The following is a 26,683-nucleotide window of genomic DNA, read 5'->3' on the forward strand; positions in this document are numbered from 1 at the left end:
CGGCCATTTGTCGACTTAGAGTCACTACCCTGTCGCGCCGATCACTTTTTCTTGACATCATCCATCCTTCTACGGAGCCAAGGGCCAGCTCTTGATGACATCGGCATGGGACCATCCGTCTGGAACGTATGTCTGATTTCCCCCGCCGCGGTACACAGAACCGTTCAAATCACGCTGAGGTGCTGCGTATCCTCGATACGCAGGCATCTTCTGGTCGAATCGCGCCGTAAACCCGGAGTTTTGGTTTGAAGCGCTTCCGTCCGGCCATGTCTCTGGAAGCGCCTTCTCACTCCGGACCTTCTCGATGCTCGTTGGCGCATCCGTTGACCACCAGTTCCCGGTGTGACGGCCGTCGATGTCACCCGAGCGGTGTAGCACGGTGCTCTCATCAACGTGACCCATGTGGTAGGACCATCCGGCGAACTTCTTAGTGTCGTCAAAGTTGAGCCACTTCGGCCCTCCAGCAGTCGCACCTCCTGTAGCTGCGCCGACGACTGCGGAAGAAGCCATCGCCCCGAGCGCACCGGTTACCGTGTGCGGCCCCGGCGAGGTCGCATAGTCCGCAAGTCCTGTCGCGCCTCCCTCAGTCGCTCCGGAACCGGCGCCGGCGGCCGCCCGCTTGAGTATGCCTGACCCGAGGCGCCGGGTGAGCGCGGCGCCAGTTCCGCCACCGATCATGCCCGTCACAGCGCCGATCGCAGTCTCCTTGCCGACCTCCCCCCAGTCGACGCGTCCGGTCGTCGCCTTCTGGGACGCGACCGAGATGCCGCCACTCATCAGAGCACCAGATGCTCCGAGCAGCGCCAAGCCTGCAACACCACCCACCCCGGTGAACATCAGCGCAACCCCGGCCACGATCGCCGCCCCCGCGACGATGTACTCCCAGTTGTCCTTCGTCCAGTTCACTGCCGACGAGATGAACCCCTGGTTCGCATCCCGGTACGCCTGCATGTCGGCATCGGTCGCCGGCCGCAGCCCGAGCGGGTCGACGGCCTGCAACGGGTCGTTGCCCGCGTACGAGTACGGGTTCCCCGACCACGCGGCACCCAGGATCGGCGCGAGCGGATCAACCGACAGGAAGCCCCGCGCCGCAGGGTCGTACACACGGGCCCCGAGCCACTCCAGCCCTGCGACGGACACCCCACCCGAGCCGGTCAGGGACACCCCCGCGGGCAGCCCGACGTCGGTGACGGCAGCGAGCGCAGCCCACGGGTCCGCAGCATCGGTCGCGCGAGCACTGCGCCAGGCGGGCTGCGTCACGGCATCGCCGATCGCGGTGACACCCCCCGGCAGGTCGAGCAGCGACGTGTCGGCGATGCTGATGAGTGACGGCACGACCGCGGCGGAGTCCCACCACGCGGCGACCCCACCCACCTCGGCGAGCTCACCGAGCGCGTCGACCCAGACGTCGAGCCGAGCGGTCTCGGCGTACGAAGCGTCGCGGTCGACGACGGCGGCGAGGTACCCCAGGTCGGACCATGCGTACTCGGTGGTCGAACCATCGGCTGCTGTCCGCCGGATGCGGCGGCCGAGACCGTCGTGGACGTACTCGGTGCGGCCGGCCTCGGTGGTCGTCGCGACCAGCTGTCCGGCAGCGTCGTACTCGTGGCGCGTCTCGACATCGCCGACGGATTCGACGACGAGTCGCCCACCATCGTCGTAGGCCCACGTCGAGTCCCCGGCGCGCACGAGCTGCCCGGCGGCGTCGTACTCGTACGACACCGCCCCGGACGGTCCGTCGACCGCGGTGATCCGCGCGTCGGCATCGCGCTCGATCCGCGTGCTGGTGGCACCGTCGAGCGTGGTCGAGGTGTGCGCGAAGAGGGCGCCTCCCTCGTACGACCACGACTGCACCAGGTCGCCCGTGGCCGCCTGGACGATACGACCCGAGGCGTCGTAGGTGAACGCGCCGGCAGCGGTGCCGTCACGGTCCACCTCGACGACACGGCCGACGGCATCGCGACGGTAGGTGGTTCGGGTGCCGTTCGGGTCGACCCGTGCAGTGCGGTTGCCGTCAGCGTCGTACTCCCACGCGACGGACTGGTCGCCGCGGGTTCGGCGGACGAGCAGGCCACGGCGGTCGTGCTGCAGCTCGTGCTCGATCGTCCGGCCTGCACCACGGGTGTGGTCCGACACGACGACAGTTCGGTGGACGGTGTCGCGGGTGATCTCCGACTGCACCGCACGGTCGACGAGCACGGCCCGCTGGCGGCCGGCTGCGTCGTACGTCCACTCGGTGGTGCGGCCGTCGGGATCCGTCTGGCGGATCTGGCGCCCGGCCGGGTCGTAGGCCGCCGTGGTCGTCCGTCCGAGCGGATCGGTGACAACTACCACGTGGTCGGCGGCGTCGTACTCCCGTCGAGTGGTCCCGCCGGCAGGGTCGGTGATCGTCACCAGGCGCCCGCGCTCGTCGTACTCGAACGAGGTGACCCCGTCGAGACCGTTGACGACCTGGATCAGCTGCCCGGCGGGATCGTAGCGGAACCGACGACGGCCGAAGCGTGCGTCGTGGCTGGAGACGAGCCTCCCGGCCTGGTCGTAGCGGAACCGCGCGGTGCCGGAACCCGGAGTCGTCTGCGTGACCACGCGCCCGACTGCGTCGTACGTGATCTCCTCGACCTCACCGGTGGGCAGGGTCCGGGCCACGACACGGGAGTCCGCGTCGTAGGTGAGCGTCGTCCGCGCCCCCGCGGCGTCGGTGGCTGCGGCGGGACGCCCGCAGGCGTCGTACTCGTACGTGGAGCGCGCGCCCGAGGGGGCGACCAACGCGACGACGCGACCGGCGAGGTCGCGCTCGAGTCGGGTCAGTCCGCCTTCGCCGTCGACGAGTTCGACGGGGCGACCGGCGGCGTCGTAGGTGATGAGTTCGGAACCGGTCTCGTCAGACGTGGACTCGACGGGTCGGCCGTACTCGTCGAACCGGACGGTCGCGGTGTCGAAGGCGTCGCGCAGCGTCGCGACGCCGGTCGCGACGTCGTCCGAGAACTCCTGACGGACGCCCGTCGGGTCGACGGTCGCCGTCAGCTCGCCGACGACGTCGTACTCGCGACGCCAGGTCGCGCCGGCGGGGTCGGTGACGGCCTGGAGGCGCGACAAGGCGTCGTGCGCGAACGTCCAGACCGCGCCGCCCGGCAACGCGAGCTCCGCCAGGTTCCCCTGGTCGTCGAACGTCCGTGAGACGCGTCGACCCAGTGGGTCGGTCGTGGTCGCGAGTTCGCCGTTCGGGGCGTACTCGAGCGTCGTCCGTGCTCCGAGCGGGTCCGTGATCGCAGCGATCCGTGCTCCGGCGGCGTACTCGAAACGCCAGACCGCTCCGTCGGCGTCACGTCGTTCGACGAGGAGCCCGGCGGCGTCGTGGCGGTACTCGCTCCGTGCGCCGGAGGGGCTGATCGCGGCGACCGGGTGACCGGCGGCGTCGCGCTCGATCCGAGCGGTGTCGCCGACGGCGTTGGTGGTCGAGACGAGCTCACCGAACGCGTCGTAGGAAAGAGTCAGGACCACGCCGGTCGGGTCGACGACATGGGTGAGGGAGCCGTCCTGCCAGGTCAGCTCCGTCCGGCCGCCGACCGGGTCGACGATGACCGACGGGTCGCGGTCGTCGCCCACGTACTCGTAGCTCACGACGGCACCGGCCTCGGTGACGACCGTCGTCACGCGGTCCTGGTCGTCGTACCCGTAGGTCAGGTCGCCGCCGGACGGCGTGACGGTCCGGGTCTTCCGGCCGCGGTCGTCGTACGCGTGGACGGTCACCGACCCGTCGCGCTCGGTCGCCGACACCAGGTTGCCGTGCCGGTCGTAGCTCATCGACTGGCGTCGGTCGTCGGAGTCGATGATCCCGACCAGACGCCCCTTGGCGTCGGCGATGTAGGAGTTCGACCGCGAGCCGTCGTGGTCGGACACCACCGTGACGCGACCGGGCAGGTACGCGAAGCGCACGGTGCGGCCGTGCGGGCTGATCTGTTCGACCACGCGGCGCTGGTCGTCGTAAGTGTTGTCGACCTCGACGACACCGGCCGCACTCGTGACCGTCGTGATGAGGTCGTCGTCGTTCCAGCCGTAGGTCCGGGTGCCGACGGCGTCGGTCACCGAGACGAGTCGGCCGCGCTCGTCGTACCCGTACTCGACCCGGCGGCCGTCGGAGGCGCGGAGCACCGCCACCCGGCCGTCGACGTGGTCGATGTCGATCGAGCGCCCGCGCTCGTGCAGCAGGCGCACGACGACGTCGTCGGCGTCCCGCTCGACGCGGACCGCGGTGCCGGCACCGCCGCGCTGTCCGAGCCACAGCCCGGACGGCGAGAAATCGATGCGCTCACCCTGGTTGTCGCGGACGACGAGCCGGTCGCCCTCGGCCGCGAGCCAGCGGTTCTCGCCGACACCGCGCGCCCACCCCTCGCCGTCGCGCGGGAACCGGACCTGACGACCGTCGGCGCCGACGAACGACGCGCCTTCGTCGTCGAGGAGCAGGCGGGTCTCGAGGATCGACGCCCACCCCGGACCGAAGAGCCCGACGTGCTGGTCGAGGGAGTTGTACATGCGGGTCACCTGCAGCGCCGCAGATGCACCGGTGAACGCCAGGTCGAGCTCCGGCTCGAGGAAGTTGCCCGTCGTGGTGTTCACCGGGTCCATCGAGAAGCCGGTGGTGGGCTGGGCGCCGTAGGCCGTCGGCGGCTCGAACTGCAGATCGGTGCGGGTCTGCGAGACGCCGGCCGCGGCGAGCGCGGCTGCGAGCCCGGAGTCCGCGACGGTCGAGACCTCGCCCTCGCCGCCGGCCGCCGCGAAGGCGTCGGCGACGGTGTTGGCCCACGTGACATCCTGGTCGTTCGCCGCGATCCACTGCTCGAACGCCGTCACGACGCTGCCGGCGTCGATGTGCGCCCACGAGCACTTCGTGGCGAAGTCGGCGAGCTTGCCGCGGAGCGCCCCGGGCTTGCCGTCGAGGGCGCGGTTCAGCCCCGAGGAACCGGTCGCGAACGAGCGGAGGTCAGCGGGCCGGGCGGACGACGTGCCGCCGCCGCCACCACCGCCGCCGGCTCCGGGGTTCGGGGTCTCACGCGGCTTCGTCGTCACGGCCGGCGGGTCGAACTTCGGCGCCGGTTCGTTCTCGACGGTCGGCATCGGGTCGTAGTGGACCGTGTCGTTGAGGAAGTCCTGGAAGCCGTTGCGGCCGTCCTCGCGTTCCTGCCACTCGCGGGCGGTCTTGCGCCGCGCGCGCTCGTCCGCGGCGGCGGCCTTCATGGTGTCGATCCACCCGGCGACGGTCTCGAGGGCGTCGACGATGTTGGTGGCGTCGCTCGATGCCGTCCCCGCGTTCTGCGTGAAGAGCTGCGAGAAGTGCCCGCGGAACTCCTGGGAGGCGGTCGTCACGTACGACTGCCTCGATGCCTTCTGTCCGCTGATCGCGTCAGCCGACGCGGTCAGCGAGCTCTTGAGCGCATCCGCGGTGGCATCGTCGAACTCGATCGAATCCGTGTTGGCGTGGATCTTCGCCATGGTCGTCCCCCCAGGGTCGGTGCTGGTCGTGCTGATCGTGCTGGTGAAGCGGCCCCACCGACCGCGAACGCCCGGACCGCCGCGAGTGCGACGGTCCGGGCGGGAACAGGCCGGTGCTTACGCGCCGCCACCTGCGGTGAAGATGTCCTGCGAGATCTTGTCGAGCTGCGTGCGGAGCTGCTCGAGCTCGGTCTTCGCCTTGTCCAGAGCAGCCTTGGTCTCCGGCCAGGTGGACCCGCGGAACGTCGCCGCGAGCGGGCCGTCCCAGACGTTCGAGTCGGAAAGGATCCGGCCCTGAGCGTCGAGCTGCGAGATCTGGTCGGTGAAACCACCGTTGATGATCGACTGGACCTGACGGATGGCGGTCTTGGCCTGCTCGGTCGAAAGGACACGCGACATGATGAACCTCTTTCATTCGTAGCTGCACCCCCGCGCAGTGGAATCCCCCCGGAGGCTCTGACACGGCCCACCATACCCACAAACCCAGGCAGATGTCACCGTCGGTATATCGTGATCCTTCCTCCACATCCGAACGGTTCACCGGCGGTTTCCACAGCGTCCACCGAGGCCCCTCCGGTGGCAGGGGCCGGGTGGCAGGATGTGGGGATGGACACCGAACCGCAGCTCGACGGCGAATCCGTCGCACCCGACCTCGACGACTTCGACGAAGTCATCGAGATCGAGCACGAGTCACTGCCGACGGACCGCTACTTCGACCGCGAGCTCAGCTGGCTCCGGTTCAACCAGCGCGTGCTCGAGCTGGGTGAAGACCGCACGCAGCCCCTGCTGGAGCGGGCGAACTTCCTGGCGATCTTCGCGTCCAACCTCGACGAGTTCTTCATGGTCCGCGTCGCCGGCCTCAAGCGCCGCATCGACACCGGCATCGCCGTCCCGACCAACGTCGGCCGTGCCCCCAGCGACGTCCTGCGTGACATCGCGAAGAAGGCCCACGAGCTGCAGGACCGGCACGCCCAGGCCTTCATCGGGTCGCTCAAGCCCGACCTCGACGCCGCGGGCATCCACATCGAGCACTGGTCCGACCTCGACGAAGCCGACCGGCAGCGCATGCGGGAGTACTTCAACGAGCAGATCTTCCCGGTGCTCATGCCCCTGGCCGTCGACCCGGCGCACCCGTTCCCCTACATCTCCGGGCTCTCGCTCAACCTGGCGGTGCGGGTCCGCAACCCGAAGTCGCAGCGCCAGGAGTTCGCGCGCCTCAAGGTGCCGCAGAACTTCTCCCGCTTCATCAAGCTCCCCGACGACAACTCCGGCCGGATGCGCTTCATCCCGCTCGAAGACCTCATCGCGAACCACCTCGACGACCTGTTCCCAGGGATGGAGGTCCTCGAGCACCACGTGTTCCGGGTCACCCGCAACGAGGACGTCGAGATCGAGGAGGACGAGGCCGAGAACCTCATCCAGGCCCTCGAGCGCGAGCTCCTGCGCCGCCGGTTCGGTCCGCCGATCCGCCTCGAGATCACCGAGGACATGGACCCGGTGACCCTCGACCTGCTCGTGCGTGAACTCGACATCACCGAGGAAGAGGTCTTCCGGCTGCCGTCGCCGCTCGACCTCGGCGGGCTGTTCGAGATCTCCAAGATCAACCGTCCCGACCTGCACTACCCCAAGCACGTGCCGACCACCCCGGTGCAGTTCCAGCCGGGTGAACCGAACACGAAGCCCGACCTGTTCCGCGCGATCAAGGCGAACGACGTCCTGGTCCACCACCCCTACGAGTCCTTCGCCACGAGCGTGCAGGCGTTCCTCGAGCAGGCCGCGGCCGACCCGAACGTCCTGGCGATCAAGCAGACCCTGTACCGCACCTCCGGCGACAGCCCCATCGTCGAGGCGCTGATCGACGCTGCGGCCGCCGGCAAGCAGGTCCTCGCCCTGGTCGAGATCAAAGCTCGCTTCGACGAGCAGAACAACATCACCTGGGCCCGGAAGCTGGAGAAGGCCGGCGTGCACGTCGTCTACGGCCTGGTCGGGCTGAAGACGCACTCGAAGCTGGTGCTCGTCATCCGGCAAGAGGGCGGGACGCTCAAGCACTACAGCCACATCGGCACGGGCAACTACAACCCGAAGACCTCGCGCATCTACGAGGACATGGGGCTCTTCACCTCGGACGACACGGTGGGCAAGGACCTGACCCGCCTGTTCAACGAGCTGTCCGGCTACGCCATCGAGAAGAAGTTCAAGCGCCTGCTCGTGGCACCGCTGCACCTGCGGAAGGGCCTGCTCAAGCGCATCCAGACCGAGGCCGCCAACGCCCGCGCCGGCAAGCCCTCGGGCATCCGGATCAAGGTCAACTCGATGGTCGACGAGCAGATCATCGACGCGCTCTACCTGGCGAGCCAGGCCGGGGTGCCGATCGACGTGTGGGTGCGCGGCATCTGCTCGCTCAAGCCGGGCATGGAAGGCGTCAGCGACACCATCCGCGTGCGGAGCATCGTGGGGCGCTACCTCGAGCACTCCCGCGCGTTCGCGTTCCACAACGACGGTGACCCGGCGGTGTTCATCGGCAGCGCCGACATGATGCACCGCAACCTCGACCGCCGCGTCGAGGCGCTCGTGCGACTGGTCGCCCCGGACCACATCAACGAGGTCCAGGAGATGTTCGACCTGGCGATGGCCGACACCGCCAGCTCGTGGCACCTGGAGTCCGACGGCGAGTGGACGCGGCACTCCACCGACGATGCGGGCCGTCCGCTCGAGGACGTGCAGAATGTGACCATGCGGAAGATCTCGGCCCGGAAGCGCTCGACTCGGTGAGCGGCGGTCCCTCGGGTCCCGTCGTCGCTGCGGGTGCGGTCGTCTGGCGCGAACAGGACGGCACACCCCTCGTGCTGCTCATCCACCGCGACCACCACAAGGACGTCTCCCTGCCCAAGGGCAAGGTGGACCCGGGCGAGGCCGTCCCGACGACCGCCGTGCGCGAGATCGACGAGGAGACCGGGTACCGCGTCCACCTCGGCGCACCGCTCGGCACCGCCGAGTACGTGCTGCCGAACGGCCGCGACAAGGTCGTGCACTACTGGGCGGCCCGGGTCTCGGCCAAGGAGTACGCCCGCGCGGGCGCCTTCGTGCCGAACCACGAGGTCGCGGCGCTCGAGTGGGTCACCATCGACGACGCCCGCAACCGTCTGACGTACGAGCGGGACGTCGCGATCCTCGACCGGTTCGCCGAACGCGCCGCCGCCGGACAGCACCGCACGTTCGCCCTGATCACCCTGCGCCACGCGAAGACGGTGCCCGGCTCGGACTGGGACGGCCCCGACGCCACCCGTCCGCTGCTGCCCGTCGGCCGCTCGCAGGCCAAGGCCGCCGCGGCACCGGTCGCGGCGTTCGGCCCGAAGAAGATCGTGAGCAGCACGGCGGCGCGGTGCCTCGCGACCGTCGAACCGCTGTCCGCCACGACGAAGCTCGGCGTCTCGAGCACCCCGGACCTCAGCCAGGACGCCCACGACCGCGGAGCCGCCGACGTCAAGGGCGTCGTCCGGCGCCGGCTCGACAAGGGCAAGACCGCCGTGTTGTGCTCGCACGGCCCGGTGCTGCCCGACATCATCGCCCGGATCGCCACCGCGACCGCCGACGAGTCCGGCCGCTTCGACCTGCGCCGCGCCGCGATGCTGTCGGTCGGGGACTTCTCCGTCATGCACATCGCCGGGGACACGCTCGTCGCGGTCGAGACGCACCGCAACACGATCCCGGCGTAGCCCGCCACCGGCGGACCGCAGCGGTCCGGCTGCCCGCAGCGCCGCCCGACCGCAGCGCTGGCGGACGGCAGCGTCGGCGGACCGCAGCGTCGCCGCACGGCTGCCGACGCGCCCGGCACCCGGCCACAGGACGGGGCCGCGCCGCGCCCGGGAACGCGATCCGGGCCTCCCGACCGCTCGTCCGCGATCATGCGTGCGCATCTTCCAAACGAGCGCACAGTGCCCCCGATCCTGCTCCCTGCGCGGGTGCGGCGCACGCCGCCCCGACGCGGACAACCCCTCGTTCACCTCCCGTTCACCAGCGGGGGTGATTGCGGTCACCTCGCGTCCCTACAGTCGCTCCCGGGTCGGCACCGGCCCAGGGACCGCAGTGGTCCCACTGCATTCCATTCCCGAAGGGACCCCTGTGAACATCAAGCGAATCGGTTCGATCGCAGCAATCGCGATCGCCGGCGCAGTCGTGCTCTCCTCGTGCGCGGCAAACGAGGACGCGGGCAGCACCGAGTCCTCCTCCACCAGCGGCAGCGACTACTCGAAGCTCTCCGGCACCCTGACCGGCTCGGGCTCGTCCGCACAGCAGACCGCGCAGGCCACCTGGGCCGCCGGTTTCCAGAACGAAGCCTCGGGCGTCACCGTCAACTACACGCCGGACGGCTCCGGCGCCGGCCGCGAGAACTTCATGTCGGGTGCCGCGGACTTCGCCGGCTCCGACGCCGCGCTGAAGGACGAGGAGCTCTCGGGCAAGTTCGAGTCCTGCAAGGCGGACACCAAGGGCATCGACATCCCCGTCTACATCTCCCCGATCGCGATCGCGTACAAGGTCGACGGCGTCAGCGACCTGACCCTCGACGCGAAGGCCATCGCGGGGATCTTCTCGGGCAAGATCACCAAGTGGAACGACTCGGAGATCGCCGGCCTGAACAAGGACGCGAAGCTGCCGGACGCGAACATCACGGTCGTGCACCGCTCGGACGACTCGGGCACCACGCAGAACTTCTCGGAGTACGTCTCCGCGAACGCTTCTGACGTCTGGACCGAAGAGCCCAGCCAGACCTTCCCGTACTCGGTCGGTGACAGCGCGAAGGGCACCTCCGGTGTCGCCTCCGCGATGGGCAACGCCACCAACGCCATCACCTACATCGACGACTCCGGTGCGGGCGACCTCGACCGCGCGAAGCTGATGGTCGGCGACAAGGCGACCGAGATCTCGGCCGACGGTGCCGCGCAGGTCGTCGCCGACTCGAAGATCGCGACCGGCCGCGAGGACAACGACCTCGCGATCGACATCGACCGCAAGGACACCGCTGACGGTGCCTGGCCGCTGGTCCTCGTCTCTTACGCCATCGCGTGCCAGGAGTACAAGGACGCCGACAAGGCCGAGCTCGTGAAGGGCTACCTCGACTACGTCGTCTCGAGCGCCGCTCAGGACGCCGCTGCCAAGGAGGCCAAGTCGGCCGCCCTCTCCTCCGACCTCGCGTCGAAGGCCAAGGACGCGGTCGCGTCCATCAAGTAAGGCCCCTTGAGCGCCCGGACGCCGGTCCACCCACACGACCGGCGTCCGGGCACTCAGCCGTCCAGGACCGCACCCGGACGGACACCGCACAACCACCCCAGAACCCGTCGCCTCCCCCGGCGTTCCTCCGACAGGAGTACCCCATGACGACCGCACCGGCCCAGCCAGGGGCCACCGTCACCCCGATCAAGCCGAAGGCCGTCGTCCGTGTCGGCGACCGCGTCTTCTCCGCCGCGTCGGTCATCGCCGGCGGCCTCATCCTCTTCGTGCTCGTGCTCGTCGCCGCGTTCCTCGTGTGGCAGAGCATCCCGGCCTTCTCCGCCAAGGTCGGCGAGCTGCCTGGCAAGGCCACGAACTTCTGGGACTTCGTCGGCCCCCTGGTCTTCGGCACCGTATGGTCCGCGCTCATCGCGCTCGTGATCGCCGTGCCGCTGTCCCTCGGGATCGCCCTCTTCATCTCGCACTTCGCGCCGCGTCGACTCGCGCCGGTCCTCGGCTACGTGATCGACCTGCTGGCCGCCGTGCCGTCGGTCGTCTACGGCCTCTGGGGCATCGCCGTGCTGGCGCCCCTGGTGAAGCCGTTCTACGTGTTCCTGAACGAGTACGTCGGCTGGTTCCCGCTGTTCTCCGGGCAGGTGTCCGGCACCGGCCGCACGATCCTGACGGCGTCGATCGTCCTCGCCGTCATGGCGATCCCGATCATGACCGCGGTCATGCGTGAGATCTTCCTGCAGGCCCCGACCCTCAACGAGGAAGCGGCCCTGGCCCTCGGCGCGACCCGCTGGGAGATGATCCGCCTGTCGGTCCTGCCGTTCGCGAAGTCCGGCATCGTCTCCGCGATCATGCTCGGCCTCGGCCGTGCACTCGGCGAGACGATGGCGATCGCGCTGGTGCTGTCGGTCTCGACGAACGTCACGTTCCAGATGCTGACGTCGCAGAACCCCTCGACGATCGCCGCGAACATCGCCCTGCAGTTCGCCGAGGCCTCGGGCACGGCACTCAACGCGCTCATCGCGTCGGGTCTGATCCTCTTCGTCATCACCCTGGTCATCAACATGCTCGCGCGGTACATCGTCCGCAGCCGAGTCAGCTGAGAGGTCGCACCCGATGTCCCTCGCGCTCCGTCAGACCGGCACCGCCGGCAACGTCTACGCCAACGGCAAGCTGCACGCCTCCGTCCCGTGGCTGCTGCTGGTCGGCAGCTGGGTCGCCCTCGTCCTGGTCTTCGCGCTGCTCAACGCGGGTGGCGCCGTCAAGGACTTCAACGTCGTCGCCGCGATCTTCCTCGGCACGGTCCTGTTCGACGTCCTCATCGTCGTCATCTCGCGCATCGTCGAGGGTGGCCGCAAGGCGGTCGACCGCCTGGTCACCTCGCTCGTCATCACGGCGTTCGTCATCGCGGTCCTGCCGCTGGTGTCGCTGCTCTGGACGGTCATCGCCAAGGGCATCGCCCGCTTCGACGCGAACTTCTTCTCGTACTCGATGCGCGGGGTCATCTCCGAGGGCGGCGGCGCGGTCCACGCCCTCATCGGCACGCTCGAGATCACGCTGTTCGCGGCGCTCATCTCGGTGCCGATCGGCCTGCTCACCTCGATCTACCTGGTCGAGTACGGTCGCGGCGCACTGGCGAAGGGCATCACGTTCTTCGTCGACGTGATGACGGGCATCCCGTCGATCGTCGCCGGGCTGTTCGCCTACGCGCTCTTCGCGCTGTTCCTCGGCCCGGGTGCCCGCTTCGGCCTGGTCGGCTCCGTCGCCCTGTCGGTGCTGATGATCCCGATCGTCGTGCGCTCCACCGAAGAGGTGCTGAAGATCGTCCCGATGGAACTCCGCGAGGCCTCGTACGCCCTCGGCGTGCCGAAGTACCTCACGATCCTCAAGGTCGTGCTCCCCACCAGCCTCGCCGGCATCACCACCGGCGTCATGCTCTCGATCGCCCGCGTCATCGGTGAGACCGCCCCGCTGCTCGTCACGGCCGGCTTCACCGCGAGCATGAACTACAACCTGTTCCGTGACCCGATGATGACCCTGCCGGTGTACGCGTACACGCAGTACTCGCAGCAGGGCGCCAACCCGGTGCCGTTCGTCGACCGGGCCTGGACCGCGGCCCTCGTGCTCATCCTGATCGTGATGCTGCTCAACCTGCTCGCCCGGTTCATCACCCGTCTCTTCGCCCCCAAGCTCAGCCGCTGACCCTCCGCCCCCGCGGAACCAGCGACACCACCCACCCAGAAGGATCAACGTGTCCAAGCGCATCGAGGTCGACGGCCTCAACGTCTACTACTCGAAGTTCAAGGCGGTCGAGGGTGTCGACATCACCATCGAGCCCCGCACCGTCACGGCCTTCATCGGCCCGTCGGGCTGCGGCAAGTCCACCTTCCTCCGCACCCTGAACCGCATGCACGAGGTCATCCCCGGCGCCTGGGTCGAGGGCTCGGTCAAGATCGACGGCGACGACCTGTACGGCGCCGGCGTCGACCCCGTGCTCGTCCGTCGCCAGGTCGGCATGGTGTTCCAGCGTCCGAACCCCTTCCCCACGATGTCGATCCGCGACAACGTGCTGGCGGGCGTGAAGCTCAACAACAAGCGCGTCTCCCGCTCCGAGGCCGACGACATCGTCGAGCGCTCGCTGCAGGGAGCGAACCTGTGGAACGAGGTCAAGGACCGCCTCGACAAGCCCGGCATGGGCCTGTCCGGTGGGCAGCAGCAGCGTCTCTGCATCGCCCGCGCGATCGCGGTCGAGCCGGACGTGCTCCTGATGGACGAGCCCTGCTCGGCCCTCGACCCGATCTCGACCCTCGCCATCGAGGACCTGATCGAGGAGCTCAAGAAGGAGTTCACGATCGTGATCGTGACCCACAACATGCAGCAGGCGTCGCGCGTCAGCGACAAGACGGCGTTCTTCAACATCGCCGGCACCGGTGCACCCGGCAAGCTCATCGAGTTCGACGACACCGCGACGATGTTCTCGAACCCGTCCGTGCAGGCCACCGAGGACTACGTCTCGGGCCGCTTCGGTTGATCGGCATCCGTCCGTCGCGCTGACGGACTGCCTGGAGGCCCGGTGCACGTCCGCCACGGACGCGCACCGGGCCTTCGTGGTTGCGACGGCGTTCGTGGTCGTGCCCGGCGCCACGGTGCGATCACCACGCGGACGCGGAACGACGAAGCCGCTGTCGTGTGACAGCGGCTTCGTCGTTCTGCGTCGGTGGCAGTCCAGCAGGACCGCCCGAGGCGTCAGGCCGTGGTGGTGGGGACCGCCATGATCGGCGAGGTGGTCGGCTGCTCGGAACCGCCCTCGGGCTCGACCGTCATGCCGATCGTCGCGCCCTCGGACATCGCGCCCTTGAGCACGGCGGAGTGCACACCGTCGGCCGCACCGTCGACCAGGCCGGCCGACTTGATGGTGCCGCCCTGCTCCTCGGAGCCGATGTACCAGAGCTCGTACGTCTTGCCCTTCGGCGCCTGCTCGACACCGTCGAGGATCACCGCGGACTTGCCGAGGTCGTTCGACCACACGACCGTCGCCGACCCCCCGCCCGCGACCTTGGTCGTGGTGCGCTGGAAGTCCGAGGCGGCGTAGATGCGGTCGAGGCCGCTCGAGGCCTGCGTGGTGCCGGTGCCGGAGCCGTTCGGGTCGAAGATCGATCCGACGCCGAGTCCGCCGAAGAAGACCGCGGCGACGGCAGCTGCGGCCGTCAGCATGACCGCCGGACGCTGGAACCAGCGGCGGCGAGCCTCGGACGAAGCCCGGCCACCGGCGGTGGGGCCGTCGGCGATCGAGGCGACGTGCCTGGCGGGCTCGGGACGGGCCTCCTGGACGGAGGTGGTCTCGGCGACCGGGGTCTGGTCGACCGTCGTGTCGGCGAGGGGTGCGGCCTGCGGGGTGGTGGCGATCTGGGCCAGCAGCGACGCCTTGAGCGACGCGGGGGGCTCGATCGGTGCGACGGCGTAGGCGAGCTGCAGCGCGGTCTCGCGCAGCGAGTCGTTCTCGGCCTGCAGCTCGGGGGACGTCCGGAGGGCGTCCTCGAGGAGCGCGCGCTCGTCGTCGGACAGCGCGTCGAGGGCGTGGGAACCCGTCATCAGTGCGGGGTCGTCGTGGCGTTCGGTCATGAGGTCACCCCCATCTCGTCTCGGAGTCGGATCATCCCGTCACGGAGACGGGTCTTGACGGTGCCGATGGGGACACCGAGGTGTTCGGCCATCTCGCTGTGCGAGTAGCCGCCGTAGTACGCGAGTTGCACGGCCTGCCGCTGGAACTCGGTGAGCTTCGCCAGCGCTCGGCCGACGCGCTCGTGCTCGATGCGGATCTCGACGGACTCGGAGACCTGGTCGAAACCGGCCTCGAGGTCGCGGATGCCGATCTTGGTGTCGCGGTCGTGCGACGACTGCGAGGCACGGACCCGGTCGACCGCTCGGCGGTGGGCCATGGTGAGGACCCAGCTGGCCGCGGTACCGCGCTTCCGGTCGAAGCGGGTGGCCTGCTGCCAGACCTCCAGGAAGACCTCCTGCGTGACCTCTTCCGACTGCGCGCGGTCCCGGAGGAGGCGCGTGATCAGACCGAGGACCCGACCGGAGAGTGCGTCGTAGAGGTCCGCGAAGGCGGCTTGGTCACCGGCGGCGACCCGGGCGAGGAGGTCGTCCGGCGATGCCTGAGCTGGCTCTGACGAGCTCCAGCGTTCGGTGTCGCTATCCACGAGGGCAAGCATTGCAGGTTTCCCTCCTCTCGGTTGCTTTCGTTGACCAGGCGGGTAGCACGAAGCCTCCGCATGGGCGGTCGAGACGAGGGGCCGGCGTGACCCACAGGGAATTGACCGGCGGTGCCGGTCCGGGTCACACCGGGCCTCTCGCTTCGTGACGGGCATTCCGACCGTCACGCAGATGATTCGGCGCGGTCCCCGCTGTGGATTGGATGGGGGTCAGGATTTCTCGGCGGGATGGGCGCGGCGGGCCTTCGCAGGGAGCGCGTGGGCACGCCCGGGGCCGGTTCTGTCCACCGTGAGTGAACAGGGTCGAGTGATCAGCCAGCGTCTCGTAGACTTGGTCTCGCCGGGCCGCAGCAAGCCCCGGGCTCCAAAATTCGCCGCTTCGAGCGGCCTCGCGCCGAGAGGCGCTTCTGCGGCCCGGTCTTTTCATGCCCGGATGCGTTCCGGACTGCTGCGCGGCCCTGGAGGCCCGGTGCGGGTCCGTCCCGCCGCGCGCTCAGTCCAGGCTGTCGCGGCGCCAGAGCGCCGCCGCCTCGGTCAGGTCGGCCGCCAGCTCCGTCAGGCGGAGCGCCCGCGTCGTGAGTTCGCTCGCGCGCTCGGACGCGACCAGGTCCGCCTCGTCCGCCACGGCGGTCGCGCCGGCGGCGGTCAGACGACAGAACGACGCCCCGCGGTCGAGCGCCACCGCGAGGTCGCCCGTGTACAGGCCGTGCAGGATGCGGTCGGCGAGCGTCAGGATCTCGGCCGGGCCCGTCGGTTCCTCGGCGCCCGCGACCGCCTGGTCGATCGTGCCGATCTGCGCCGTGCCCCGCTCGAACAGGTACGCGATCTCCTCCGGGTTCTGCCGGATGACGATGCGCACCAGGTACACCCGCCAGAGCGCCCCCGGCAGGGTGTGCGCGCCGACCCGCGCCCACAGCTCCGCGATGGCGTCGATGCCGTGCACGTCGGTGTAGGTGACGAGCCGCTCGACCACGGCGGGGTCCGGGTCCTCGCGCACCCGGTGCAGCAGTGCGTTCGCGGTCTCGTGCGCGACACGGTTCACCAGCGCCGGGTCCTCACCGCCCTGGATGGCGGCGAACTCGGCGTCGGTGAAGTGGACGGGACGGTGGTGATCGCGAGGCACCGCAGCAGTGTAGGCGCGGCCGGTGACACGCCCGCGTCCCGTTCGCCCAGAACGCAACGGCTGCGCCACGCGTACCGTGTTGCGGCAGGGAGGCGCTCCTCCCTGCACGTGAAGGAGAGGATCTTCCATGAACGCCCTGCTCATCATCCTGGCTGTGATCGCAGTCATCCTGCTGTTCGTCGGCGGGTTCGCCGCGAGCCTGAAGTTCCTGCTCTGGGTGGGCATCGTGCTGCTGGTCATCGCGGTCATCGCGTGGCTGCTGCGCTCGCTCACCGGACGCCGGGGCTGACCCGGACCGACGGTTCCTTCCCGGAGGCCCTCACCCGCTAGCCTTGCGGGTGAGGGCCTCTAGCTCAGTTGGTAGAGCACCGGACTTTTAATCCGAGGGTCGTGGGTTCGAGCCCCACGGGGCCCACACCTTCCTGAACGCCGGCTTTTCATCCGAGGGTCGTGGGTTCGAGCCCCACGGGGCCCACACCTTCCTGAACACCGGCTTTTCATCCGAGGGTCGTGGGTTCGAGCCCCACGGGGCCCACACCTTCCTGAACACCGGCTTTTCATCCGAGGGTCGTGGGTTCGAGCCCCACGGGGCCCACACCTTCCTGAACACCGGCTTTTCATCCGAGGGTCGTGGGTTCGAGCCCCACGGGGCCCACCTCTCCCGGCCTGCCTTCACAGACTCCGTCTGGCCGCTTGTCTACAATTCGACGGATGGGCCGACGATCGCAGCGCGGGCGGCCGGGCACCCCCACCGGCCCGGCGACGATGCGCCGACGCCGCCGCGGGCTGGTGCCGGCACTCGCCCTCGGCGCGATGGCCCTGGGGGTCTCCGGGCTCCTGCTGATCCTGCCGAGCGTCTCGAGCGCCTGCCAGACGGTGTCCTCGTCGACCTCGGCCTCGGCCATCGCCGCCCCCGGGGTCTCGGCCGACCGCATCGCCGCTGCGATCGAGCCCGGGTCGCGTGTCCTGATCGTCGGCGACTCGTACACCGCGGGTCGGGGCTCGACCACCGGGATCCGCGGATGGGCCCAGGACATCAGCGAGGACCGCGGCTGGACGGCCGAGATCGACGGCTACCCGGGCACGGGCTACGTCGACACCGGTCGGACCGGTTCGTCGCACTACACGTTCGGACCGCGCCTCCAGCGGCATGCGTTGTTCGACCCCCGGCTCGTGATCGTGCAGGGCAGCCAGAACGACTGGCTCGTCGACGCGGACACCCTCCGCGCCACCGTGGAGCGGACCCTCCGCCAGGCGCAGCAGACCTGGCCGGACGCCGTCGTCGTCGCGCTGGGCCCGTCGGCACCGCTGCCGTGGGCGAACTCGACCGTCGGCGTCGCCGCGTCGGTCTCCGCGGGTGCCGCGGCCGCGGGTGTGCCCTACATCGACGCCCTCGCCGGCAGGTGGTTCACGTCGAGCAACAGTCCCGGGTACTCCGCCGTCGACGGCGGACACCCGAACGACGCCGGCCACCAGTACCTGGCGGAACGGGTCAGCGACTCCCTCGACGCCCTCGCCGCTCCCGTGGGCAGCGCCCGCTGCCGCTGAGCGAGCCCGCCCGCTCCTGAACGGGGTACAACCCGTCCCCAGCGTGCTCATGGGAGATCCCCCGCACAGCACAGGCCGTCCTCAGCGGACTGTTGGGCTGCCGCCGATAGTGTCGTTCCCGGATCCGATCACCGGATCCTGCAGCACAGCACCACCACGAACGAACGGGGTACACCGTGATCGAGCCCATCGAAGCCACGCAGACCAGCACCACCGGTGACGCGCGCCGCATCGTCGAGCTCGCAGCAGCGACCAACACGACGATGAGCAACGAGCTCCTGCTCGACACGCTCCGCCGCAACGCCCAGGTCACGACCCGCCACATCCGCAAGGACTTCATCGAGGTCGCGACGGCCACCGCCGTGCTCGGGTACGTCTGCCGGCAGCGCAAGGACTTCATCGCGCTCCGTGGCGACGACCCGGCGTGGGCGCACGAGGTCGGCCGGTACGCGACCGAGTCCCTCGCGGTCGAGGCGCTCCGGATGCGCCGCGGCTGACGCCCGGCGACCGACACGAACGATGAAGGCCCCGCCGGACACCCGGCGGGGCCTTCGTCGTGTCAGCGGTGCGCGCCGACCGGAGTCCTCAGGACCAGACGCGGCGGATCCCCCACGAACCGGTCCAGGTCTCGTCCGGCTCGAGCCAGCGCAGGCCCTCGCCCGAGTTCAGGGCGTTGGCGGGTGCCGTCATCGGTTCGACCGCGACCGCCAGGCCCTTCCCGTCGCCACGCGGGTACTCGCGCGACGTGAAGACCTGCACGTAGGGGAACGAGGCGTCCTGCCAGAGCTCCACACCGTCGCCCTCGGGCCCGTGCATCGTCGTCCGCCGGATCCCCTCGGCATCGGGCGTGACGTCCGTGTACGCGGTGTCGAGGTCCGAGTCCCCGGCACGCCGCCCCCGGCGCAGGTCGTACGGCGTGCCCTCGACCGGCACCGAACCGTTCGGCACCTTCTGCTCGTCGACGGTGAAGGCGGTCGCGGCGTCGAGCGTGACGACCAGGTCGTCGGCGGGGGTGTCACCGGCGCGCAGGTACGGGTGCGCACCGACCGCGAAGGGTGCACGGACACCCGAACGGTTCGTGACCTCGTGGGTGACGCGGATGCCGTCGTCGACGAGTTCGTGGAGCACGCGCGTCTCGAGGGTGAAGGGCCACCCGTGCTGCGGGTGGATCGTCGCCTCCTGCTGGATCGACGTCTCGGTCTGCGAGACCACCCGGTACGGGGCGAACCGGAGCAGTCCGTGCGACGCGTTGCCGTACTTCGGCTCCGAGACGTCGAGTTGCTGCCGCTTGCCGTCGAGCTCCCACACGCCACCGGCGACGCGGTTCGGCCAGGGTGCCAGGACGATCCCGTTCGCCCCCGGCGGCTGCTCGGTGACGGGGAACGGCTCGGTGATGTCGAAGCCGGCGACGCGGAGTTCGCGGATGCCCGCGGCGACCTCGGTGACCACGGCTTCGACGACCCCGTCGGGCCCGGCGTGGTGGAGGCGGTACTGGCCACCCGTGGGTGCTGCGGTCATGGGGTGTTCTTCCTTCCGGCTGGTTCGGTGTGCTGCTCGCCGTCGGCGACGATCACCTGGGCCCCGGCCGCCCGGATCGTGGCGACCGCGGCGGCGTCGGCCTCGGCGGTGACGACGACGTCGATGTCCTCGAGCGCGCGGACGACCCCGATGTGGGCGCGGCCGAACTTCGACCCGTCCGCGACCACGACGGTACGCCGGGCCGTCCCCGCGAGCATCCGCTTGGCCTCGGTCTCGGGCAGGTTCACGTTCGTCAGGCCGTGGTCGACGTCGAGGCCGGTGCCACCGAGGAACACGAGGTCGGCGGCGATCATCGGCAGGACCGCGCCGTTGAAGGGCGCGACGAGTGAGTGCTGCAGAGGCCGGAGGGTGCCGCCGGTGACGATCACGGTGAAGCGCGGGACGGCTCGCTCGAGCGCGAGCGCCGTGGTGAGGGAGTTCGTGACGACGGTGACGCCGGTGAGTTCGGTGCGCGCCACGAGCGCCTCGGCGACGGCGGCGGGCGTGGTGCCGACGTCGAGGACGACGCACTCCCCCGGGCGCACCAGCGCCGCTGCCGCACGGCCGATGGCCACCTTGGCCACCTGGTGCTCGACGGCGGTCTCCTCGAAGGGGCGCTCGGTGGAACCGGCCCCGAGGCGGACCGCACCCCCGTGCACCCGGCGGATCCGGGCCTCCTGGTCGAGGACGGCGAGGTCCTGGCGGACCGTCACCTCGCTGGTGCCGAGGGACGCGGCCAACGCGGCCGTCCGGACCATGCCCGGGGCGCCGTCGACGATCGCGACGATGCGGTCCTGCCGCAGGGGCGCGGGCAGCGCGCCGGCGAGGAAGGAGAGGTCGGCGTCCGTCATGTGGACAGTTTCGCTTGCTTCCGATGTCCTTCGCAACGCTTCGGATCGGCGCTAGGCTGTTCCGGTGATCACCAAGCGCGTGACGAAGCTCGCGGACGGCCGCGACCTCTTCTACTTCGACGACGCCGACTCGACGCTGCCCGCAGAACGCAGCGTCGACGAGCGCGTGCTCGACCCGCGGCCCGAGACGGCGCGGATGCGGCAGGACGTCCTGACGGGCGAGTGGGTGTCGATCGCGGCGTCCCGGCAGAACCGGGTGTTCCTGCCGCCGGCCGACCAGGACCCGCTCGCGCCCCAGAGCCCGGCCAACCCGTCCGAGATCCCGAGCCGCTACGACGTCGCGGTGTTCGAGAACCGTTCGCCGTCGTTCGGCCCGCTACTCGAAGCCGACGACGCTCCCGAGTCGCTCGAGTCCCTGAGCGACGTCGGCCTGAACCGCCAGCTCCGCTCGGTCGGCCGGTGCGAGGTCGTGTGCTTCTCGCCCGAGACCTCCGGGTCCTTCGCCTCCATCTCCGAGTCGCGTGCCCGCACCGTCGTCGAAGCCTGGGCCGACCGCACGGCCGCACTCTCCGCGATGCCGGGCATCCAGCAGGTGTTCCCCTTCGAGAACCGGGGCGAGGCGATCGGCGTCACGCTGCACCACCCGCACGGACAGATCTACTCGTACCCGTACATCACCCCGCGCACGCAGCGACTGCTCGCGAGCATCGAACGGTTCGGCCCGGACCTGTTCGAACAGCACCTCGCGAACGAGCGGGGTTCCGAGCGGGTCGTCCTCGCTGGCGAGCACTTCACCGCCTTCGTCCCGTTCGCCGCGCGCTGGCCCATCGAGATCCACATGCTGCCGCACCGTCACGTCCCCGACTTCGCCGGCCTGACCGACGCCGAGAAGGACGAGCTGGCGCACATGCACCTCCGGCTCACCCGTGGGCTCGACGCGCTCTACGGCGACCCGACGCCGTACATCGCTGCGTGGCACCAGGCACCGGTGCACACCGCCCGCGACACCGTGCGGCTGATGCTGCAGATCACCTCGCCGCGGCGTGCGGCGGACAAGTTGAAGTTCCTGGCCGGCAGCGAAGCCGCCATGGGCGCCTGGATCGGGGACCTCGTGCCCGAGAAGGCGGCCGAGTTCATCCGACAGGGAGTCGAGCGCGCATGACGTTCCAGCAGGTCTACGGGTACGAGCCGACGGTGCGGTACTCCGCCCCGGGTCGCGTCAACCTGATCGGTGAGCACACCGACTACAACGACGGTTACGTACTGCCCTTCGCGATCGACCGTCGCACCACCGCCTCCATCGCGCAGCGCGACGACCGGACGATCCGCGTCGCCTCCGCCTTCGACGCCACGAGCGAGCCGGTGGCGCTGTCCCTCGACGACCTGTCGCCCGAGGCCATGAACGGCTGGTCGGCCTACGTCTTCGGCATCGCCTGGGCCCTGCGCGAGCAGGCCGGAGCCGATCTGGGCGACAAGACCGGGTTCGACGTCTTCATCGAGTCCGACGTCCCGGTCGGCGCCGGCCTGTCGTCCAGTGCGGCGATCGAGTGCGGTGTCGCGCTGGCGTTCAACGACCTGTGGGAGCTCGGCCTCGACCGGAAGACCCTGGCGCGCGTCGGGCAGTACTCGGAGAACCACGCCGTCGGTGCCCCCACCGGGATCATGGACCAGTCCGCCTCGCTGCTCGGCGAGCAGGACGCCGTCGTGTTCCTCGACTGCCGCACGCTCGACACCGCCGTCGTCGACCTGGCGCTCGAGGCGAACGGGCTCGAGGTCCTGGTCATCGACACCCGCGTCGAGCACGCCCACGCGACCGGTGGCTACGCGGCTCGTCGCGCCTCGTGCGAGAAGGGTGCGCGGGTGCTCGGTGTCGAGGCCCTGCGTGACGTCAGCGTCGAGGACCTCCCTCGTGCGCAGGAGCTCCTGGACGACGAGACCTTCCGCCGCGTTCGGCACATCGTGACCGAGGACCAGCGCGTCCTCGACACCGTCCGCACGCTGCGCGAACAGGGCCCGAGGGCGATCGGATCCCTGCTCGTCGCGTCGCACGAGTCGATGCGCGACGACTTCGAGATCTCCGTGCCGGAGCTCGACCTGGCCGTCGCGACGGCGGTCGAGCACGGTGCCGTCGGTGCCCGCATGACCGGGGGTGGGTTCGGCGGCGCGGCGATCGCGCTGGTCGACCAGGAGTCGCGCGGTGCGATCAGCGGCGCCGTCACCGCTGCCTTCGCCGATGCCGGGTACCGCGAGCCGAACGTGTTCACGGTGCACGCCGCGCAGGGCGCCCGGCGCGACTGACAGCTGCGGCGGGCGCGGTCGTCCGCGCGCTCGGCCGCTCGACGTTTCGCGCTCAGCGACAGGTCACGCGGCGATCAGCCCGTGAGCTGTCGCTCAGCGCGAAAGAACGGCAGCACCCCGCCGCCGCCTGCTCAGCCGAGGGAATCCGCGTACCGGACGTGCTCCACCACGTTCCCGAGCACGAACGGGTGCGTCCGACCGTGCTCCACAGCCCACTCCACCCACGCGGTCTGCGCCGGCATGAGCAGCCACACCACGACGGTCGTCCCGAGCACGGCAGCCAGGGTCAGGCCCATCACCGTGTGCTCGTCGAAGCGGGCTGCACCACGGCGGGCGATCGCGACGACGAACCCCGGCGACCGCGAACCCCACCGTCGCGAGCGTCCACCCGAACCAGGGGCCCGACGTGAAGGTGTACTCCTGGCCGGCGTGCGCGAGTGTCATCGACCAGGTCGACCCCGGAGCCTGGAACAGCACGCAGAGCGCCACGATGACGATCAGCCACCGGGCGTCCTTGGTCAGTTGCGACGGCTCGGGCCGGGGTCGCATCACCGGCGCCGTCTGCAGTCGTTCGTCCCCCATGCCGCGACCGTAGCACCGGCGGAGTGCACTTCGTGAGCAGCAATGGTCGGGTGCGATGACGCCACCCGACCATTGCTGCACACCATCGGCACGCGACCAGCGCGCGACGCCCCGCGCGCTACGACAGCTGGCGCTCGGCGGCCTCGACGACGTTCTTCATGAGCATGGCGCGGGTCATCGGCCCGACACCACCGGGAGTCGGCGACAGGAAGCCCGCGACCGATGCGACCGCGGGGTCGACGTCGCCGTGCAGCTTCGCCTTGCCGGTCTCCTCGTTGACGACGCGGGTGATCCCCACGTCGATGACGGCGGCACCGGGCTGCACCCAGTCGGGCTTGACGAGCCCGGCGACCCCGGCCGCGGCGACGATGATGTCGGCGCGACGGCACTCCGCGGCGACGTCCGCGGTCAGCGAGTGCGTCAGGGTCGCGGTCGCCTCAAGCCGCGTGAGCAGCAGGCCGAGCGGCCGTCCGACGGTCAGCCCCTGCCCGATGATCGTCACGTGCGCACCACGGATGGGGATCTCGTACGCGTCGAGCATCGCGACGATGCCCCGAGGGGTGCACGGCAGCGGTGCGTCGATCGTGCCGGCACCACCGGGCACGGCGAGCACCAGCTCGCCGAGGTTCGTCGGGTGCAGGCCGTCGGCGTCCTTCGCCGGGTCCATCAGCTCGAGCATCGGCGTCGGGTCGATGCCCTGCGGCAGCGGGAGCTGCACGATGAACGCGGTGACCCGGGGGTCGTCGTTCATCTGCAGGATCGCGGCCCGGATGTCGGCAGCGGACGCCGTCTCGGGCAGGTCGATGCGGTGCGAGTCGAGCCCGATCGACGCCGAGTCGCGGTGCTTGCCCGCGACGTAGGACATCGAGCCGGGGTTCGAGCCGACCATGATCGTGCCGAGGCCCGGACGGATGCCGTGCTCGTGCAGGCGGTCGATCCGGCCCCGGAGTTCGTCGAGCGTCCGGGCGGCGAGGGCGGTGCCGTCGATGCGGACGGCACTCCCTTCACCGGCCCAGAGCTCGCGCGGGAGCGCCGCGCTGACCGAACCGCTCACGCGTAGAGCGGGAACGCGTCGGTCAGGACCTTCACGCGGGCCGAGAGCGCTGCGACGTCCGGGTTCGGCATGAGGGTCAGCGCGATGATGTCGGCCACCTCGGTGAACTCGGCGTCGCCGAAGCCGCGGGTCGCCAGCGCCGAGGTGCCGATGCGGACACCCGAGGTGACCATCGGCGGGCGCGGGTCGAACGGCACGGAGTTGCGGTTCACGGTGATGCCGACCTCGTGCAGCAGGTCTTCGGCCTGCTTGCCGTCGACCTCGGACGCGCGCAGGTCGACGAGCACCAGGTGCACGTCGGTGCCGCCGGTGAGCACGTCGATGCCCGCGGCCTTGGCGTCGTCGGCGGTCAGGCGGGCGGCAAGAGCCTGGGCACCACGGATCGTGCGCTCCTGACGGTCCTTGAACTCCGGGGTGCCGGCGAGCAGGAACGCGGTGGCCTTCGCGGCGATCACGTGCATGAGCGGGCCGCCCTGCTGGCCCGGGAAGACCGCGGAGTTCAGCTTCTTGAACAGGGTCTCGTCGTTCGACAGGATGATGCCCGAGCGGGGGCCACCCAGGGTCTTGTGGACCGTCGACGAGACGACGTGGGCGTGCGGGACCGGGGACGGGTGCAGACCGGCGGCGACGAGGCCGGCGAAGTGCGCCATGTCGACCCAGAGCTTCGCGCCGACCTCGTCCGCGATCTCGCGGAACTTCGCGAAGTCGAGCTGGCGCGGGTAGGCGGACCAACCGGCGATCAGGACCTTCGGCTGGTGCTCGATGGCCTTCGCGCGGATGTCGTCGTAGTCGACCTCGAACGTCTCGGGGTCGACGCCGTACGCCACGGCGTTGTAGATGCGGCCGGAGAAGTTGAGCTTCATGCCGTGGGTCAGGTGCCCGCCGTGCGCGAGCTCGAGGCCGAGGATGGTGTCGCCGGCCGAGGCGATGGCGTGCAGGACGGCGGCGTTGGCCGTGGCACCGGAGTGCGGCTGCACGTTCGCGTACTCGGCACCGAAGAGCGCCTTGGCACGGTCGATGGCGAGCTGCTCGGCGACGTCGACGTACTCGCAGCCGCCGTAGTAGCGCTTGCCCGGGTAGCCCTCGGCGTACTTGTTGGTGAGCACGGAGCCCTGCGACTCGAGCACGGCGCGCGGCACGAAGTTCTCGGACGCGATCATCTCGAGGGTGTCGCGCTGGCGGCCGAGCTCCTGCTGCAGGACGGCGGCGATCTCGGGGTCGACCTCGGTGAGCGGGGCGTTGAACGCGGCACGGGCGGCAGCCTGCTCGGCCACCTCGGCCGAGTCGGAGACGAACGGGGGCAGATCGGCAATGGACACGGGACTCCTACGGTGTGCGGACGACCAGCTGGTCGCACTCGGACGGTCGGTCGGTGCAGCCCAGGCGTACGGCCGCGCACCGTGTCTTTGTCGCTCCCCGATGGTGACCCATCCAACGCCAGTCGCGACCTGACGATCGTACCGAGCGACCCCGCCCTGTGTCACCCTGGATGCATGACGCTGCTCTCGCCCGACGTGGACGAACGGACCACCACGGACGAACGGACCAGTGCGCGGGCGGACACCCCGTGGGTCACGGTGGTGTGGGACGACCCGGTGAACCTGATGTCGTACGTCACCTACGTCTTCCAGCGGCACTTCGGGTTCCCGCGCGAGCAGGCCGAGCGACTCATGCACCAGGTGAACGACGACGGTCGGGCGATCGTGGCGTCGGGTCCGCGCGAATCGATGGAGGCCCACGTGCAGTCCATGCACGGCTACGGGCTGCAGGCGACCGTCGACAAGGCCCCCGAAGCGTGATCCCGTTCGTCCGCCGCGCCGACGGCGTCCACCTCGGCCTGTCCTCCGGCGAGCGCGACCTGCTCGCCTCGCTCACCGAACAGCTGCGGCAGGTGCTCGGCGGCGACCTGTCCACCGATCCGATCAGCGAGCGGATGTTCCCGGACGCCTACCCCGGTGACGACGAGGCGAGCGCGGAGTTCCGGAAGTACACGCAGTCCGACCTGCTCACGCAGAAGACGACGAACGCCTCGATCGTGCACGACTGGCTGACGGGCACCCGCGACGGTTCACTCGACGCCGAGGACGAGCAGGCGTGGCTCCGCACCCTCACCGACCTGCGGCTGACGATCGCCGACCGGCTGGGCATCGAGGACGCCGACGACGAGGAGCGCTCCGTCGAGGCCGACGCGGGCGTCGGCCTGCGCGACGTCTACGACTGGCTCGGCTACGTGCAGGAGCACCTGGTCGTGACGCTCACGTCGCGCTGACGGCCCACGGCC

General features: G+C 70.1%; 23 protein-coding genes, 1 tRNA gene and 1 riboswitch. Of the genes, 14 read left to right on the plus strand and 10 right to left on the minus strand.

The genetic code is table 11. From position 1 onward, the window contains the following. Positions 1–69: 69 nt before the first annotated feature. Positions 70–5,490, minus strand: a complete 5,421-nt coding sequence (locus FFG40_RS01070; RefSeq protein WP_138801977.1) for a DUF6531 domain-containing protein — start codon at positions 5,488–5,490, stop codon at positions 70–72. A 117-nt stretch (positions 5,491–5,607) separates the two neighbouring features. Then, positions 5,608–5,889, minus strand: a complete 282-nt coding sequence (locus tag FFG40_RS01075) for a hypothetical protein (RefSeq protein ID WP_027466625.1) — start codon at positions 5,887–5,889, stop codon at positions 5,608–5,610. A gap of 207 nt (positions 5,890–6,096) precedes the next feature. Here FFG40_RS01075 and FFG40_RS01080 point away from each other — a divergent pair, with 207 nt between their 5' ends. The 6 genes from FFG40_RS01080 to pstB all read left to right on the plus strand — a co-directional run bounded on the left by FFG40_RS01080 (position 6,097) and on the right by pstB (position 13,741). Continuing rightward, a complete protein-coding gene (locus FFG40_RS01080; RefSeq protein ID WP_027466626.1) occupies positions 6,097–8,262 on the plus strand; it encodes an RNA degradosome polyphosphate kinase in 2,166 nt (721 codons plus the stop codon). Further along, positions 8,259–9,206 carry an NUDIX domain-containing protein gene (locus FFG40_RS01085; RefSeq protein WP_138801978.1) on the plus strand — a complete coding sequence of 316 codons (948 nt, stop codon included), beginning with the start codon at positions 8,259–8,261 and terminating at the stop codon, positions 9,204–9,206. The genes FFG40_RS01080 and FFG40_RS01085 overlap by 4 nt, the downstream gene beginning before the upstream one ends. Positions 9,207–9,612: 406 nt before the next feature. Further along, positions 9,613–10,719 carry a phosphate ABC transporter substrate-binding protein PstS gene (locus FFG40_RS01090; protein ID WP_071245762.1) on the plus strand — a complete coding sequence of 369 codons (1,107 nt, stop codon included), beginning with the start codon at positions 9,613–9,615 and terminating at the stop codon, positions 10,717–10,719. 143 nt (positions 10,720–10,862) lie between these two features. Next, positions 10,863–11,813, plus strand: a complete 951-nt coding sequence (gene pstC, locus FFG40_RS01095; protein ID WP_027466629.1) for a phosphate ABC transporter permease subunit PstC — start codon at positions 10,863–10,865, stop codon at positions 11,811–11,813. Positions 11,814–11,826: 13 nt separating this feature from the next. Next, on the plus strand, positions 11,827–12,912 hold the full coding sequence (pstA, locus tag FFG40_RS01100; protein ID WP_027466630.1) for a phosphate ABC transporter permease PstA: 1,086 nt from the start codon (positions 11,827–11,829) through the stop codon (positions 12,910–12,912). A gap of 49 nt (positions 12,913–12,961) precedes the next feature. Further along, entirely contained in the window at positions 12,962–13,741 is a 780-nt protein-coding gene (gene pstB, locus FFG40_RS01105; RefSeq protein WP_027466631.1) for a phosphate ABC transporter ATP-binding protein PstB, read from the plus strand. A gap of 215 nt (positions 13,742–13,956) precedes the next feature. Here the strand turns inward: pstB and FFG40_RS01110 are convergent, their stop codons facing one another. From FFG40_RS01110 to FFG40_RS01120, 3 genes are all read right to left on the minus strand, one after another. Beyond that, positions 13,957–14,832, minus strand: a complete 876-nt coding sequence (locus FFG40_RS01110) for an anti-sigma factor domain-containing protein (RefSeq protein ID WP_138801979.1) — start codon at positions 14,830–14,832, stop codon at positions 13,957–13,959. Beyond that, a complete protein-coding gene (sigK, locus tag FFG40_RS01115; RefSeq protein WP_027466633.1) occupies positions 14,829–15,428 on the minus strand; it encodes an ECF RNA polymerase sigma factor SigK in 600 nt (199 codons plus the stop codon). The genes FFG40_RS01110 and sigK overlap by 4 nt, the downstream gene beginning before the upstream one ends. Before the next feature lie 493 nt (positions 15,429–15,921). Next, a complete protein-coding gene (locus FFG40_RS01120) occupies positions 15,922–16,551 on the minus strand; it encodes a DNA-directed RNA polymerase subunit beta (RefSeq protein ID WP_138801980.1) in 630 nt (209 codons plus the stop codon). 127 nt (positions 16,552–16,678) lie between these two features. On the opposite strand from FFG40_RS01120, the gene FFG40_RS01125 reads away from it, so the two are divergent. The 4 genes from FFG40_RS01125 to FFG40_RS01140 all read left to right on the plus strand — a co-directional run bounded on the left by FFG40_RS01125 (position 16,679) and on the right by FFG40_RS01140 (position 18,596). Then, positions 16,679–16,840 carry a DUF2207 domain-containing protein gene (locus FFG40_RS01125; protein ID WP_138801981.1) on the plus strand — a complete coding sequence of 54 codons (162 nt, stop codon included), beginning with the start codon at positions 16,679–16,681 and terminating at the stop codon, positions 16,838–16,840. A 53-nt stretch (positions 16,841–16,893) separates the two neighbouring features. Beyond that, positions 16,894–16,966, plus strand: a tRNA-Lys gene (locus FFG40_RS01130). A gap of 296 nt (positions 16,967–17,262) precedes the next feature. Continuing rightward, positions 17,263–18,099, plus strand: coding sequence for an SGNH/GDSL hydrolase family protein (locus FFG40_RS01135; RefSeq protein ID WP_138801982.1), 837 nt, complete (start codon positions 17,263–17,265; stop codon positions 18,097–18,099). A gap of 176 nt (positions 18,100–18,275) precedes the next feature. Further along, positions 18,276–18,596, plus strand: coding sequence for a hypothetical protein (locus tag FFG40_RS01140; RefSeq protein WP_027466636.1), 321 nt, complete (start codon positions 18,276–18,278; stop codon positions 18,594–18,596). 88 nt (positions 18,597–18,684) lie between these two features. Here the strand turns inward: FFG40_RS01140 and FFG40_RS01145 are convergent, their stop codons facing one another. Together FFG40_RS01145 and FFG40_RS01150 are read right to left on the minus strand one after the other, a co-directional pair. Continuing rightward, on the minus strand, positions 18,685–19,617 hold the full coding sequence (locus FFG40_RS01145) for an aldose 1-epimerase family protein (protein ID WP_138801983.1): 933 nt from the start codon (positions 19,615–19,617) through the stop codon (positions 18,685–18,687). Further along, entirely contained in the window at positions 19,614–20,468 is an 855-nt protein-coding gene (locus tag FFG40_RS01150) for a DeoR/GlpR family DNA-binding transcription regulator (RefSeq protein WP_138801984.1), read from the minus strand. The genes FFG40_RS01145 and FFG40_RS01150 overlap by 4 nt, the downstream gene beginning before the upstream one ends. 64 nt (positions 20,469–20,532) lie before the next feature. On the opposite strand from FFG40_RS01150, the gene galT reads away from it, so the two are divergent. Further along, entirely contained in the window at positions 20,533–21,630 is a 1,098-nt protein-coding gene (gene galT / locus FFG40_RS01155) for a galactose-1-phosphate uridylyltransferase (protein ID WP_138801985.1), read from the plus strand. After that, a complete protein-coding gene (galK, locus tag FFG40_RS01160) occupies positions 21,627–22,766 on the plus strand; it encodes a galactokinase (RefSeq protein WP_138801986.1) in 1,140 nt (379 codons plus the stop codon). Before galT ends, galK begins: the two co-directional genes overlap by 4 nt. A gap of 131 nt (positions 22,767–22,897) precedes the next feature. Here the strand turns inward: galK and FFG40_RS16950 are convergent, their stop codons facing one another. From FFG40_RS16950 to glyA, 3 genes are all read right to left on the minus strand, one after another. Beyond that, on the minus strand, positions 22,898–23,062 hold the full coding sequence (locus FFG40_RS16950) for a hypothetical protein (protein WP_185974058.1): 165 nt from the start codon (positions 23,060–23,062) through the stop codon (positions 22,898–22,900). Between the two features lie 404 nt (positions 23,063–23,466). Beyond that, positions 23,467–24,402, minus strand: a complete 936-nt coding sequence (locus tag FFG40_RS01165; RefSeq protein WP_111091219.1) for a tetrahydrofolate dehydrogenase/cyclohydrolase catalytic domain-containing protein — start codon at positions 24,400–24,402, stop codon at positions 23,467–23,469. Beyond that, complete coding sequence (glyA, locus tag FFG40_RS01170) at positions 24,399–25,676, minus strand: serine hydroxymethyltransferase (protein WP_017888107.1); 1,278 nt, start codon at positions 25,674–25,676, stop codon at positions 24,399–24,401. The genes FFG40_RS01165 and glyA overlap by 4 nt, the downstream gene beginning before the upstream one ends. Positions 25,677–25,772: 96 nt before the next feature. Then, positions 25,773–25,857, minus strand: a riboswitch (ZMP/ZTP riboswitch). A 38-nt stretch (positions 25,858–25,895) separates the two neighbouring features. Between glyA and clpS the strand changes: the two genes are divergently transcribed. Further along, the gene (gene clpS, locus FFG40_RS01175) at positions 25,896–26,201 is read left to right on the plus strand and encodes an ATP-dependent Clp protease adapter ClpS (protein ID WP_138801987.1); all 306 of its coding nucleotides are present in this window, start codon (positions 25,896–25,898) and stop codon (positions 26,199–26,201) included. Next, positions 26,198–26,671 (plus strand): DUF2017 family protein, encoded by a 474-nt coding sequence (locus tag FFG40_RS01180; protein ID WP_027466644.1) that lies wholly within the window; start codon positions 26,198–26,200, stop codon positions 26,669–26,671. The genes clpS and FFG40_RS01180 overlap by 4 nt, the downstream gene beginning before the upstream one ends. Positions 26,672–26,683: the final 12 nt, after the last annotated feature.

Source organism: Curtobacterium sp. KBS0715 (assembly GCF_005938005.2).
In the GTDB taxonomy this organism is placed as follows: Bacteria; Actinomycetota; Actinomycetes; order Actinomycetales; family Microbacteriaceae; genus Curtobacterium; species Curtobacterium flaccumfaciens.